This window comes from Amycolatopsis sp. H20-H5, from assembly GCF_035828755.1.
Taxonomy (GTDB): Bacteria; Actinomycetota; Actinomycetes; order Mycobacteriales; family Pseudonocardiaceae; genus Amycolatopsis.
Genome location: NZ_JAYMZS010000006.1, coordinates 21,566 through 33,798, shown reverse-complemented (window position 1 = coordinate 33,798; position 12,233 = coordinate 21,566). Strand labels below are relative to the sequence as shown.

Sequence of the window (12,233 nt, the reverse complement as noted above, 5' to 3'; positions counted from 1 at the left end):
GTCAGTAACCGTAGGGAGGTCGGCCCTGTGGGGGATAGCCGGGCGCGGGCGGCGCGTAGTGCGGCGGGTGCGGGGGCTGCTGTCTCTGTGCGGGCGGCGGCGGGAGCTGTGGCTGCCAGCCGGGCGGCGTGCCCTGGGCCTGCTGCCACTGCAGCTGTGCGAAGACTTCCGATGGTTGCGGGAAACAGAACGTCAGCTTGGCGTTGACCGAACTGTGCATCGCGGCGCCCCAGACCTTCCCGCCGACCCAGGCGTACAGCTGCCCGGCCGAGAGGTCCACCGCGACCATCCGGGTCTCCCCGCCGAACTGGTTGCCGGACTTGGCGGACGCGAGTTGCGCGGCGTCCGGATACACCCGCGTCCCGATGAGACCGGCGATCACGACCGACGCGGCCGTCCAGCCCACCGTGCCGCTCACGTTCGCCCTCGCGTGCTGAGTGGCCAGCCCGGTGAAGTCGTGCAGGGCCGCCGCCGTGACTTCGGGGATCGCGGCGGCCACCACGCAGTAGTTCATCGTGGACAGCAGCACCGATTCGGTGAACAGCCCCACGACGGCGGTCGTGGGGCCGATCTGGACCGAGTTCAGCCGGCCGCCGCTGCGCCGCACGCGCTCGGCCACCGCGCCGAGGTACTGCTCAGTGGTGATCAGCCTGGATCCTCCTGACGAAGACGGCACCGCCGCGCCATCGTCGCATGCCCATGGGTGAGGGTCGCGTCAGCTCGCGGCTCGCGCCGGCGTTCGTGCCGGGTCGCGGCGCAGTAGCGGGCCGAGTGACCAGCGGCCGTCCCCGGCGAACGCGATCAGCAGGAAACCGAAGCAGAACAACGTCGCCGCCTCGCCGCCGTTCTGGATCGGCAGCAGGCCGTCCGGCTGGTGCGAGGTGAAGTAGGCGAAGGCCATCGAGCCCGAGCAGAGCATCGCCGCCACGCGGGTGCCGATACCGAGCATGACGGCCGCGCCGCCGACGAGCTGGATCACCGAAGCCCACCAGGACGGCCAGACGCCGAACGCGACGACCTTGCCCCCGAACAGGCCGAACAGGCGCGAGGCGCCGTGACACAGGAAGAGGAAACCGAACACGATCCGGAACAGTGCGAGGACATGATCACGACCCTTGTCGAAGAAACTCACGACGGGGACCTCCCAGAGCAGGCGGAAAAGTGACCACCAGGCTAAGTTCGGGGCAGCGCACGAGAAACACAATGTGTGATTGATCCGATACTCACCGGTACCTGAACTTTCACCAGTGGTCGGCCGTGTGTCTTCTGGTTGACTGGACGCGCCATGCGACGCCTAGTACTCCTCGTGCCCGCCCTGGCCGCCGCGGTCTCCGTGACGGCCGGCTGCGCGCCCGCCCCCCAGCCCGCCGCCCCGTCCGCCACGCCTTCGCCGAGCAGTGCCGCACCGGCCGACCTGCCGGCCGCGCCCGAGCCCTCGGCCGGAGGCCCGTGTCCGTACCTGACGAATTCCTTCGTCTCCGACGCCAACGGGCAGAAGATTTCGAAGGTCAAGACCTCCGCCGACAAGCCGCATCCCAGCTGCTTCTTCTACGCGCTGAACGGCAAGATCCAGCTCACTGTCCGTGTCTACGTCGGCTCGGCCGACGTCGCGAAAGGACTTGTCGATCAGGCCGCGCCGGTGAGTTCCTCGAATCCCGCCACCGAGCCGACCGGCTGGCAGGGGGGCTATCAGGCGGCGGGCGAGGGTGCCGTCTACGCCGTCGGCAAGGGGTCTTCGGCCGTGATCGTGACGACCAACCAGAAGCAGAGTGTGAAAGCACGCAAGGTGACGGAGCAGGCTATCGGGGCACTGAAGCTCTAGGTGATGGCCTCCACACGTAAGAGTGAAGTTGATCTTGTACTACCCTGGGCGCCACGCGCAAGGCTTCGAGGCTCCGCGCACCGCCGGCACCGGGCAACGCCGCACAGCGGGGTACCAGGGCGGCACAAAATCGTGCATCGATCGACAAAAGGACAAGATTCGTGGCTGACACCCTCAAGGAAATCCTGCTCGACTCCAGCCGTCGCCCGGCTGTCGTGACTGACCTGCAGGGCCTCGTCGACGAAGAGGTTTCGGACAAGGGCGGCGTTTCCGGCGCCGTCGTGAAGACCAGCTTCGCCGCGGTCAAGAAGATCAAGCCGGGCATCATCCCCGCCGCTGTCGACAGCCTGCTGGACGACTTCGCCGGTGCGCTCGAGCCCTTCTACGGCGACTACAAGACCAGCGGCGGCGGCGACTTCGGCGCGTACCTGGCCGGCCGCGGCGACGAGGCCTCCGACGCACTGCTCGGGGTTACCGACTCGCGCGCCGAGACCAGCAGCCGCGACAGCATCAAGAAGGTCTACGGCAAGCTTCGCCCGAACGGCAAGAAGAACGTCGAGGAGGCCCTTCCCCGCCTCGGCCAGCTGATCGACAAGCACGCTGCCACTGTTTGATCATCTTTGCTTTGAGCACACGAAAACGGCCCGGGACCGCACCAGTCCCGGGCCGTTTTCGTTGCGGTGATCAGTTCTTCTTGTCAGGACCCGTCGTGCTCGACGCCTGCTGGCCGTTGCGCGGCGCAGCGGGCTTCGCCGGGGTGGCCGGCTTCGGCGCCGGGGTCGGGGTCGGCTTGGCGGCCGCCGCCGGCTTGGCGGGCGGGGTGGGGACTGTGCGCGGAGGCGACGGGGCGACCGGCGGCTCCTGCTTGGAGCGCAGCGCGTAGGCGGTGCCCGCGGCGACGACGCCGAGGCCGAGCACCCACGGCCAGCGACGGCGCTTGGTGCGCTCGCCCTTGGCAGCGCCCTTGGCTTCGATCAAGGCGGCGCGGAAGTCCTTCTTCGCCGACTTGAAGTCCTTCTTCCCGCGACGCTTCGACTGGCCGGCCGCCTTCGCGGCCTTGATCGCGGCCTTCTTGGCCTTGCGGCCAGGCTTACGCAGCTCAGCGGCCCTGGCGAGGGCCTCCTTGCGTGCCGCCTGGGAGCTCTTCTTGAGCTCCTTGCGAGTCAGTTCCGTCTTCTTCGCGAGCTTCTTGCGAGCGCGACGGCTGGTCTTCGCCAGCTCGCCCGCGCTCTCGACCAGCTTCTGCTCGGCGACACCGACGGCCTGGGCGGTCGCTTCGGCCCCTGCCTTGCCGGCCTCGACGGCGCGTTTACGCAGGCCGAGCGCGCCGGTCTTCACTGACTCGCTCACCGAATCTGCGGCCCGGGTCATGGCCTTCACCTCATCAATCGTTGGGATTCTGCTTCGTTGCTTGTAACCTATCGTGCCCCTTTTCCGCGGATCCTGCCGCAGATGGCACGATGAAGCTCGTGACTGAAAGCAATGGATCCCCCGTCGGTGGTGCTCTCAAGGCCACATTGCACACCAACCAGGGCGACATCCACCTGAACCTCCTGCCCGATCACGCCCCGAAGACGGTCGCGAACTTCGTCGGCCTCGCCGAGGGCACGAAGGACTACACCCAGGCCAACGCCGCCGGCACGAACTCGGGCCCGTTCTACGACGGCTCGATCTTCCACCGGGTCATCGCCGGGTTCATGCTGCAGGCCGGCGACCCGACCGGCACCGGCCGCGGCGGCCCCGGCTACAAATTCGGTGACGAGTTCCACCCGGAGCTGCAGTTCACCAAGCCGTACCTGCTCGCGATGGCGAACGCCGGGCCGGGCACCAACGGCTCGCAGTTCTTCATCACGGTGGCGCCCACCACGCACCTGAACTTCCGCCACACGATCTTCGGCGAGGTCGCGGACCAGGAGTCCCGCGACGTCGTCGACAAGATCGGCAGCACGGCGACCGGTCCGGCTGACAAGCCGCTGTCCGACGTCGTGATCGAGAAGGTCAGCATCACGCGCGAAGGCTGAGCCGGGCGTTTTTCGGTAGGTTGGTTCCATCGTGAACCAACCACCGAATCCCGCCTGGCCGCAGCAGGCCGCCCAGCCCGGCTGCTGGTGGCACCCGAACCGGCAGACCGGCCTGAGCTGCGCCCGCTGCGAGCGTCCGGCCTGCCCGGACTGCCTCCGTGAGGCCGCTGTGGGCTTCCAATGCACCGATTGCATCCAGGGAGCCCGCCGCCAGGATCGCGCGCAGCAGAAGCAGTATCAGGCGGCCGGCTTGGGCCAGCGCACGATCGCCGGGGTGCGGCCGCCGAAGTCGGTGCTCGTCACGCCGATCCTGTTCGCCGTCAACGTGCTCGTCTTCCTGGTCACGGTCGTCCAGGCGAAGAGCCCGATGGACAACAACGTTTCCTCGCTGTTCCAGTGGGGGGAGCTCTGGCTTCCCGCCACGCTCGAGGGCAACGAGTGGTGGCGGGTGTTCACCTCCGGGTTCCTGCACTACGGGCTGATCCACATCGCGGCGAACATGTTCTCGCTGTGGATGGTCGGCAGGCCGCTGGAGCTGGTGTTCGGCCGGGCCCGGTTCGTCACCCTCTACTTCGTCGCCATGCTGGGTGGCTCCGCGGCGAACCTGCTGTTCGACAACCTGGACTCGGCGCCCTCGGTCGGCGCTTCCGGCGCGTTGCTCGGCCTGATCGGCGCGTACGGCGTCATCGTGATCAAGGAACGCCTGAACCCCACCTGGCTGATCATCAACCTGGTGCTCAACGTCTACGTGACCTTCCAGGTGCCGGGCATCTCGATCTTCGCCCACCTCGGCGGGTTCGTGCTGGGCGGGCTGGCGACGGTCGCGCTGCTCTACGCGCCCGAGAAGGACAAGTTGCGCTGGCAGGTGGTCGGCATCGCGGTGCTCGTCGTCGCGGTCATCGGCCTGCTCGTGTGGCGCGACGCCCAGTTCGGGCAGGCGGCCTGCGCGTTCGGCAGCCAGCAAGGCCAGCAGGTCTACGGCTGCACGCCGACCGGCTGAACCGCGGTTCAGCCGAGTGGGTGACGTTTGCGTTGGTTGACGCCGTCGGCGCCCGGTTAGCTCACTGTTGATCATCGGCATCGACAGGGGGAGCACCGCAGCCGAACCGGAAAGATTCTCACCTGCACCGCGGTGGCCGTGCTCGCGGCGACACTGACCCCGGGGGATCGCGCAGGCGGTGGGCACCACCGGCCCCGGCACGGCGACCGGCTGGGACGTCCGGGCGACCAACGCCACCGTCGACGACCAGCGCCCGCGGCACGTCAAGGCGCACTTCCCGGGTTCACCGCGGGTCTGCGGGGTGAAGGTCAACCCGATCTGCTCGAACGCGAGCCCGTACGACATCTACGCCGAGTACGCGCCGCCCGCGGTGGGCCCGGCGATCCCGGTGTGGTCGCACGGCCCGAACGGCGACGTGACCTACTACGACAACGCCTGAGTCTTCGAACGCGTCTGAGAACTGACGTAGCAGCCGCCGCTCGAAGCCTCAAGCAACCTCTCCTTCGAAGCCGCCCTGAAGGCCACCATGACGGCGTTAGACGCCGTGAAGGCTCCCATCAGGGCACACGGCAAGCCTGGGGTGGCGACTGAAGGGGGTCCTAGGCGCCAAACTGGACGACATGACATCAGTTTCCGGACGGCCCTCTTAGCCCTGAGCCCTCAGCGCGCTGAGGACGTCCAGCACGTCGCGCGGGTCTTCTCCGAGGTCGAGACGGCCGAACACCAGCAGGTGGTCGCCGGACTCGACCTCGAGAGTCTCGGTGTCCCGGCCGAGCCGCCGCGTGGTGCGCAGCCGGATCCGGGTACCCGCCCAGGCGAGCTGGAGGGTGCCGCCGACGGTCCGGGCGCGCAGGCCCTCGACGTCGGCCGCCAGCCGTGGCCTGACCAGCGCCGAGTGGGCCGCGTAGGCCCCCACGGCGACCGTGGCCAGGCCGAAGAGCACCGCTCCAGCACGATCGCCGGAGACGGCGTCCAGGACTGTTCCGGCCAGCAGCACCACCGCGATGACCCCGGCCAGTACCACAAGGGCCGGACGTGGCGACCAGGTGGCGGGGTAGTTATCCACAGGGGTTATCCACACTGGGGATGAGTCACAACGATGTAATTCGCTGTCAAGCCGCCATCCGGAGTAATGGTCAGCGCCACCGCATCGTCATCAGCAGGCCGACGATCATCAACGCGAAGCCGATGCCGAAGTTGATGTTGCCGAGATCGATCATGAAGGGGATCTTGTCCCCGGCGATATAGTTCACGACCAGCCATACGAGGCCGAGAATCATGAGGCCGAACATCACGATCTTGTAGAACAGGTTCGACGGGCCGGCCACCTTGACCTTGACCGGCGTACGCCTGTCGGTCGGCGGGGTGTACGCCGTCTTCTTACGGACCTTGGACTTCGGCATCTGGTTCCTCGCGTGCGGTTCGGCTCGTCTGGTGGCGAAGTCCCGCTATCGGGTGCGCAACCAGCGCCACGAGCACACGTTAACGTAAACGACCGCTCAATAGCATCGTGCGGGAGTGGTCGACTTCCTGGAGTGTCCCCAGACCCGGCTGTGACAATGGCGTCACACACGGTTCGACGCAGTGCTTGAGAGGAGCTTGCGTGGCTACGCGCGAAGAGCCGGACGACCGGCGCCGCCCACCCGGTGAGAGACCGGCCGGCGAGCGACGGCGTCCCGCAGGGGGCCCCGGCGGGCAGGCGCCCGCTCCCGGCCAGCGGCGACGTCCCGTGCCTGGTCAGGGGCAACGGCGTCCGCCGGAGGGGCGGCGCTACGGCGGCCCCGGCCCCGACCAGGAGACGGTGGTGTTCGCCCCGGTCAAACCCGGCGGCGTCGCCACTCTGGAGAAGCCGCCGCCCGCTCCGCTGGGCAAGGGTGGCGTGGCGATCAGGACCGCCGGAGAACTGCTGATCACCGCCGGGCTGGTGGTGCTGCTGTTCATGGTCTACGAGCTCTATGTCACCGATCTGTTCTCCGCGGGCAAGCAGTCGGACGCGAGTTCGGCGCTGGACAACCAGTGGTCGAACGACCGCTCGCTGCATCCGGACCTGATCGACGGCCGGGCGTTCGCCCGGATCCACATCCCGTCGTTCGGCGCGGACTTCAACTTCACCATCCAGGAGGGCACCGGCGAGGCGTCCCTCGAGGTCGGCCCCGGTCACTACAAGGGCAGCGCGCTGCCCGGCGAGCCCGGCAACTTCGCCGTCGCCGGTCACCGCGTCGGCAAGGGCGCGCCGTTCAACGACCTGGACAACCTGAGCTCGTGCGACTCGGTGGTCATCGAGACGCAGAGCGATTTCTACATCTACAAGGTGCTGCCGCACGAGGACGAACGCCAGGGCTGGACCACCGGCAAGGGCGCGGACCCGAAGTGCAAGGGCGTCTCGACCCTGCAGGATCCGAACGCGGTCGACGGCGGCGCGTACGGCAAGACCACCGGCCGCGAGGTCGTGCTCCCCACCCGTGGCGACGCGGTCAACCCGGTGCCGTACGAGCCCGCCGGCACCCTGCCCGCGGCTTCGCAGGTCTCGCTGCTGACGCTGACCACCTGTCACCCGCAGTTCTCCGCCAAGGAGCGGCTCATCATCCACTCGGTGCTGACCCAGCAGGTGCCCAAGAGTCAGGTCAAGAGCTACCCGGACCTGATGCAGAAGATCGGGGAGGCCAGCTGATGTACGGGTGGATCTGGCGCAAGTTGCCCGGCCCGACGGCCGCGAAGGCGTTCGAGGCGCTGGTGCTCGCGCTCGCGATCGTGGCGTTGCTGATGTTCGTCGTCTTCCCCTGGCTCGAGCCGAGGCTGTGGTTCAACGACGTCGCCGTCCAGTAGCGAAATGCCCCTGAAGGCCACCATCACGGCGTTAGACGCCGTGATGGTGGCCTTCAGGGGACGCTCTAGCAGTCCCGGAGCTCGGGGCTCTGGTTGAGCAGCTGGCCGCGCGGGGAGACGAACGCGCGGTAGCGGTCGCTGTCCACTTCGGACATCCGGAAGACCCCCACGCGGTGGCAGTTCTGGAAGGCGAGCTTCACGCCGAAGTGACGCTCCAGCCCGCCTCGGATCGAGTCGGAGGCCAGCGCGCGCAGCAGCTGCCCGCGCGCGGCCTCGCTCGGCGGCGGGGTCTCGTGGTCGGCGAACCCGTCGGGGGAGTTCTCCAGGTCCGCGATCACCCCGGTGATGATCTCCCAGGCGTAGGGCAGCGATTCCCGGACGCAGGCGACGAATTCCGCGTCGTCCACCTCGCCGCGCTCGGCCTTCTCCAGCAGTGCGGGGGAAACATCGAGAGACAAGGGAACCTCCATGGGCGACGAGTGGACTCTTACTGGCTACCGGTCCGCTGCCCGAGCCACAAGAGAAAACGATCATCATCACCACTTTGGCGGAGACGGTCGTCACTCCCAGCGAAAAACCCTGGCCGCGATCACTCCGCTGCCCAGCGCGAACACGGCCTGGACGGCGAGCTGGAGCGGCTGCGGGCCGGACCCGGTCCAGGCGTCCTGCAGCGCCTGGACGCCCGGCGGCAGGTAGGGGCCGATCTGCTGGACGACGTGCGGCATCAGCGACCGGGGCAGGTAAACGCCGCCGAACACCATGATCGGCAGGTACGCGATCATCGCCAGCGCGCCGGCGGACTTGCCGGTCTTGGCCACCGCGGCCGCGATCAGGCCGAGGCTGAACACCGAGGTCGTCCCGAGCACGAGGGCGAGCAGGAAGCCAGCCGGGTCGCGCGGGCCGGGGATGTCGAACACCGCCGCGCCGACGGCCAGCAGCAACCCGACCCCGGCCAGCGCCACCACTGTGTTGATCAGCAGTTGTGCGGCCAGCAGCTTCCCCGGGTGCACCGGCGTGGTCGAGAGGCGCCGCAGGATCCCGGACTCCCGGTAGTTCGCGATGATCGCGGGAATGGCCTGCAGGCCGAGCATGGTCACGATGAGCACGATCAGCGACGGCGCCCAGCCGTCGATGAAGCGCGCGCCACCGGTGGCCGGGCCGGGCTCGCGCATCCCGGGGATCGAGCCGATGCCCAGCAGCAGCGCGCTGGGGAGCAGGACCCCGAAGACCGGCCATGTCGGCGTCCGGAGGGTCAATTTCGTTTCGACGGACAGGATTTTGGCGAAGGCACTCATGTCTCGTTCTCCTCAGTCGCGGCCGGTCAGGGCGACGAACGCGTCATCCAAAGTGGACTGTCCGGTGGTGTGGCGGAGTTCGGCCGGGGTGCCGGTGGCGAGCACGCGACCCGCGTCGAGCACGGCGATGCGGTCGCACAGCCGCTCGGCCTCGTCCATGAAGTGGGTGACGAGGACGACCGTGACCCCGCGGTCCCGGATGCCCTCGATGACCTTCCAGGTGTCGCGGCGGGCATGCGGGTCGAGGCCGGTGGTCAGCTCGTCGAGCACGGCGATCTCGGGCGATCCGACGAGCGCGAGTGCGATCGACACGCGCTGCTTCTGGCCGCCGGACAGCGTGCCGAACGCGCTGTCGCGCTTGTCGGTGAGGCCCAGCTGCCGCAGCAGCTCCCCGGGGTCGGCCGGGTCGCGGTAGAAGGACGCGTACAGCTCCAGCGCCTCACCGACGCGCAGCTTGTCGGGGAGTTTGCTCTCCTGGAGCTGGGCGCCGACCTTCTCTTTCAGCACCTTGCCTTCGGTGGCGGGATCCAGGCCGAGCACGGACACGGACCCCGAGTCGGGGCGGCGCAGGCCTTGCAGGCATTCGACGGTGGTGGTCTTCCCGGCGCCGTTCGTACCGAGGATCCCGAAGATCTCCCCTCGTTCCACGTGGAACGACACGTCCTCGACCGCGACGTGGCGCGGGTAGCTCTTGCGGAGGTTCTTGACTTCGACGAGTGGCATGGGAAGAACGCTAGGGAAGGCCTTGGCCTGCCGGAATGCGGTTGAACCCACAGCAGGGGTGGGGCAAGGCCCACCCCGTTACGGTGGTTCGGCACAGCGACGCCGTTGCCGCCGTGGGTGACAATTCCCGGGTGATCCGCAACTACTTCAGGTCGCTCGGCCGGGCACTGGTGCTGGCCGGGCTCGCGCTGGCGGGCCTGGTCGACCTGGTGCTCATCGTCGCGGCCTTCTGCCTGCTGTGCGTGGGTCTGGTCTTCTTCCTCGCACCGGCCTTCGAGTACGCACGACGCCGGGCGGTTGTCGCACGCGGGCTGGTGGGCCGCTGGTCGGGCGTCGACATCGAAGCGCCGTATCTGCCGGAGCCCCCGGAGCCGGTGCGTGAGGCCGACGGCTGGTACCGCGAGGGCAAGAACCTCTACAAGACACCGCGGTTCGTGCGCTTCCAGCGTCGGCTCGACTGGGTGCTCCACGACCCGGCGACCGGCCGCGACCTCGGCTGGCTCGTCGTGAACCCCCTGTTCGTACTGGTCACGGTGGCGGCGGCGCTGGTGACGGGCCCGTCGGCGATCCGGCAGGCGTGCTCGTGGACCCGCCGCTGGCTGGGGCCGCCGCCGAGCACGAGACCGCGACGCACGTTCCGGGCGCACCTCGACGCGCTCGGGTACCAGCTGGGCCTGCTCACCGTGTCGCTCGTGCAGCTCGCGGTGTCGGTGCCCGCGTTGCTGACGCTCGCGGTGGCCCCGATGCTCGCGCCGACGGTGGTGGGCGCGGCGCGCCAGATCACCAACACGATGCGGCAGAGCGTCTTCGACGCCACCGGGATCAGGATCGCGCGGCCGTACCGACCGGCGCCCGCCTTCCCCGTACCGCGCGCGGACGGGCTCTACCAGCGTCGTCAGCAGCTTTACGACACCCCGTGGTGGCCCGCGCTGGCCGACCGGATGCGCTGGGTGACCCGCGACCCCGCGAGCTGGCGCGAAGTGGCCGCCGCACCCGCGATGGTGGTGGTCCTCGTGCTGCTCATGGTCCCGACCTGCCTGCCGGTCGGTGTCGCGGTGTTCTGGCTGCCGTTCACGGCGTTGTCCTGGTGGGTCATCGTGCCGGTGGCGATCGCCTGCCTGGCGGTGGGGCTGGCCGCTGCTCCGGCGCTGCTGCGGGAGCAGGGGAAGTTCGTCAAGCTGATGCTCGGGCCGACCGAGAGCGCGCGGCTCGCGCAGCGGGTCGAGCGGGTCGAGCGGACGCGGACGGCCGCGAGCGTCGAGCAGGCCGCCGAGCTGCGGCGCATCGAGCGGGACCTGCACGACGGCGTCCAGTCGCGGCTAGTCGCGTTGGGGATGAAGCTCGGCGCGGTGGAGGCGCTGATCGACGTCGACCCCGCCGCGGCGAAACGCCTCGCGGCCGAGTTGCGGGAGTCGTCCGCGACGACCTTGGTCGAGCTGCGGCAGCTGGTTCGGGGCATTCACCCGCCGGTGCTGTCCGAGCGCGGGCTGGCCGACGCCGTGCGCGCGCTGGCGATGGACAGCCCGTTGAAGGCCGAAGTCACCATCGCCGTCGAACGGCCGCGCGGAACGGCCGTTGGAGGCGTGCGTCTATTTCGCGGTCAGCGAACTGCTCGGCAACGCCGTGAAACACGGCGCGGCTCGGCGCGTCGGCGTCGATCTGCGGTACGCGGAAGGCGAGCTGGCCGTGGTCGTGACCGACGACGGCAGCGGGGGCGCGGAGGCCGCGCGGGGCAGCGGATTGCGCGGGATCGAGCGTCGGCTGGCGGCGTTCGACGGTAGGTTGGCCGTGGCCAGCCCGCCCGGCGGCCCCACGAAGGTGACCATGGAGATTCCGTGCCTGCTCGACCCCGAACCGTCGTCGCCGAGGACCAGTACCTCCTCCGCGACGGGATGACCCACCTGCTGACCGCGCACGGTTTCGACGTCGTGGCCGCGGTCGGCACCGGCCCGGAGCTGGAGAAGGCGCTACGCGAGCACCGCCCGGACGTGTCCATTGTGGACGTCCGGATGCCGCCGACGAACTCCGACGAAGGCCTGCAGGTCTCCCTCGCCGTCCGGCGCGACCTCCCCGGCTTGCCGATTCTCGTGCTCTCCCAGCACGTCGAGCAGCTCTACGCCCGCGAACTGCTCGCCGACGGCACCGGCGCGATCGGCTACCTGCTCAAGGACCGCGTCCTCAACGCCGAGCAGTTCATCGACGCGGTCCGCCGGGTCGCGGCAGGCGGCACGGTGCTGGACCCCGAGGTGATCGCGAAACTCGTCGCCGGACACGCGAAGGACCCGCTGTCCGCCCTGACCCCGCGCGAACGCGAGGTGCTCGGACTGATGGCTGAGGGCTGCTCGAACGCGGCCATCGCCGCGCGCCTCTTCTTCAGCGAAGGCGCCGTCGGCAAGCACACGGCGAGCATCTTCGCGAAGCTCGGCATCGTCGCCTCGGACGACACGAACCGGCGCGTCCTCGCCGTGGTCGCCTACCTCGGCTCCTGACCCCTCCAGTGTCATGAAAGGGTCTTTCAGGACAAAAATTGCCTGGAAAGACCCTTT

Annotated in this window: 17 protein-coding genes and 1 pseudogene; 10 read left to right on the top strand and 8 right to left on the bottom strand. The window is 69.0% G+C overall.

The window, feature by feature from the left end; translation table 11 throughout:
• Position 1 precedes the first annotated feature (1 nt).
• Complete coding sequence (locus QMK34_RS04605; protein ID WP_326412117.1) at positions 2-649, bottom strand: hypothetical protein; 648 nt, start codon at positions 647-649, stop codon at positions 2-4.
• Between the two features lie 66 nt (positions 650-715).
• Complete coding sequence (locus tag QMK34_RS04600; protein WP_326411816.1) at positions 716-1,132, bottom strand: DoxX family protein; 417 nt, start codon at positions 1,130-1,132, stop codon at positions 716-718.
• A gap of 153 nt (positions 1,133-1,285) precedes the next feature.
• On the opposite strand from QMK34_RS04600, the gene QMK34_RS04595 reads away from it, so the two are divergent.
• Together QMK34_RS04595 and QMK34_RS04590 are read left to right on the top strand one after the other, a co-directional pair.
• Positions 1,286-1,822 carry a DUF2020 domain-containing protein gene (locus tag QMK34_RS04595; protein WP_326411814.1) on the top strand — a complete coding sequence of 179 codons (537 nt, stop codon included), beginning with the start codon at positions 1,286-1,288 and terminating at the stop codon, positions 1,820-1,822.
• Between the two features lie 161 nt (positions 1,823-1,983).
• Positions 1,984-2,436, top strand: coding sequence for a DUF6918 family protein (locus tag QMK34_RS04590; RefSeq protein ID WP_326411812.1), 453 nt, complete (start codon positions 1,984-1,986; stop codon positions 2,434-2,436).
• A gap of 70 nt (positions 2,437-2,506) precedes the next feature.
• Here the strand turns inward: QMK34_RS04590 and QMK34_RS04585 are convergent, their stop codons facing one another.
• Positions 2,507-3,193 (bottom strand): hypothetical protein, encoded by a 687-nt coding sequence (locus QMK34_RS04585; RefSeq protein ID WP_326411810.1) that lies wholly within the window; start codon positions 3,191-3,193, stop codon positions 2,507-2,509.
• Between the two features lie 89 nt (positions 3,194-3,282).
• Between QMK34_RS04585 and QMK34_RS04580 the strand changes: the two genes are divergently transcribed.
• From QMK34_RS04580 to QMK34_RS04570, 3 genes are all read left to right on the top strand, one after another.
• Entirely contained in the window at positions 3,283-3,843 is a 561-nt protein-coding gene (locus QMK34_RS04580; protein WP_326411807.1) for a peptidylprolyl isomerase, read from the top strand.
• A gap of 31 nt (positions 3,844-3,874) precedes the next feature.
• Complete coding sequence (locus QMK34_RS04575) at positions 3,875-4,843, top strand: rhomboid family intramembrane serine protease (protein ID WP_326411805.1); 969 nt, start codon at positions 3,875-3,877, stop codon at positions 4,841-4,843.
• 178 nt (positions 4,844-5,021) lie between these two features.
• On the top strand, positions 5,022-5,282 hold the full coding sequence (locus tag QMK34_RS04570) for a hypothetical protein (RefSeq protein ID WP_326411803.1): 261 nt from the start codon (positions 5,022-5,024) through the stop codon (positions 5,280-5,282).
• Between the two features lie 207 nt (positions 5,283-5,489).
• On the opposite strand, the gene QMK34_RS04565 is transcribed toward QMK34_RS04570, so the two are convergent.
• Both QMK34_RS04565 and crgA read right to left on the bottom strand, forming a co-directional pair.
• The gene (locus tag QMK34_RS04565; RefSeq protein WP_326411801.1) at positions 5,490-5,909 is read right to left on the bottom strand and encodes a PH domain-containing protein; all 420 of its coding nucleotides are present in this window, start codon (positions 5,907-5,909) and stop codon (positions 5,490-5,492) included.
• Between the two features lie 70 nt (positions 5,910-5,979).
• Positions 5,980-6,246, bottom strand: a complete 267-nt coding sequence (crgA, locus tag QMK34_RS04560; RefSeq protein WP_326411799.1) for a cell division protein CrgA — start codon at positions 6,244-6,246, stop codon at positions 5,980-5,982.
• A 200-nt stretch (positions 6,247-6,446) separates the two neighbouring features.
• Here crgA and QMK34_RS04555 point away from each other — a divergent pair, with 200 nt between their 5' ends.
• Complete coding sequence (locus tag QMK34_RS04555; protein WP_442785098.1) at positions 6,447-7,514, top strand: class E sortase; 1,068 nt, start codon at positions 6,447-6,449, stop codon at positions 7,512-7,514.
• A complete protein-coding gene (locus tag QMK34_RS04550) occupies positions 7,514-7,669 on the top strand; it encodes a hypothetical protein (protein ID WP_326411797.1) in 156 nt (51 codons plus the stop codon). Before QMK34_RS04555 ends, QMK34_RS04550 begins: the two co-directional genes overlap by 1 nt.
• A 65-nt stretch (positions 7,670-7,734) precedes the next feature.
• Here QMK34_RS04550 and QMK34_RS04545 read toward each other — a convergent pair whose 3' ends face one another.
• The 3 genes from QMK34_RS04545 to QMK34_RS04535 form a co-directional block, all read right to left on the bottom strand.
• Positions 7,735-8,127: an SCO5389 family protein gene (locus QMK34_RS04545; RefSeq protein WP_326411795.1), complete on the bottom strand. Its 393-nt coding sequence runs from the start codon at positions 8,125-8,127 to the stop codon at positions 7,735-7,737.
• A gap of 102 nt (positions 8,128-8,229) precedes the next feature.
• On the bottom strand, positions 8,230-8,964 hold the full coding sequence (locus QMK34_RS04540) for an ABC transporter permease (RefSeq protein ID WP_326411793.1): 735 nt from the start codon (positions 8,962-8,964) through the stop codon (positions 8,230-8,232).
• A 12-nt stretch (positions 8,965-8,976) separates the two neighbouring features.
• Positions 8,977-9,687, bottom strand: a complete 711-nt coding sequence (locus QMK34_RS04535) for an ABC transporter ATP-binding protein (protein ID WP_326411790.1) — start codon at positions 9,685-9,687, stop codon at positions 8,977-8,979.
• 35 nt (positions 9,688-9,722) lie between these two features.
• Here QMK34_RS04535 and QMK34_RS04530 point away from each other — a divergent pair.
• The 3 genes and pseudogenes from QMK34_RS04530 to QMK34_RS04520 all read left to right on the top strand — a co-directional run.
• A pseudogene (locus QMK34_RS04530) lies at positions 9,723-11,102 on the top strand (sensor domain-containing protein); the annotation flags it as partial.
• A gap of 208 nt (positions 11,103-11,310) precedes the next feature.
• Positions 11,311-11,583, top strand: a complete 273-nt coding sequence (locus tag QMK34_RS04525; RefSeq protein ID WP_326411789.1) for a sensor histidine kinase — start codon at positions 11,311-11,313, stop codon at positions 11,581-11,583.
• Positions 11,580-12,176: a LuxR C-terminal-related transcriptional regulator gene (locus QMK34_RS04520; RefSeq protein WP_442785101.1), complete on the top strand. Its 597-nt coding sequence runs from the start codon at positions 11,580-11,582 to the stop codon at positions 12,174-12,176. Before QMK34_RS04525 ends, QMK34_RS04520 begins: the two co-directional genes overlap by 4 nt.
• The last annotated feature ends 57 nt before the right edge of the window (positions 12,177-12,233 follow it).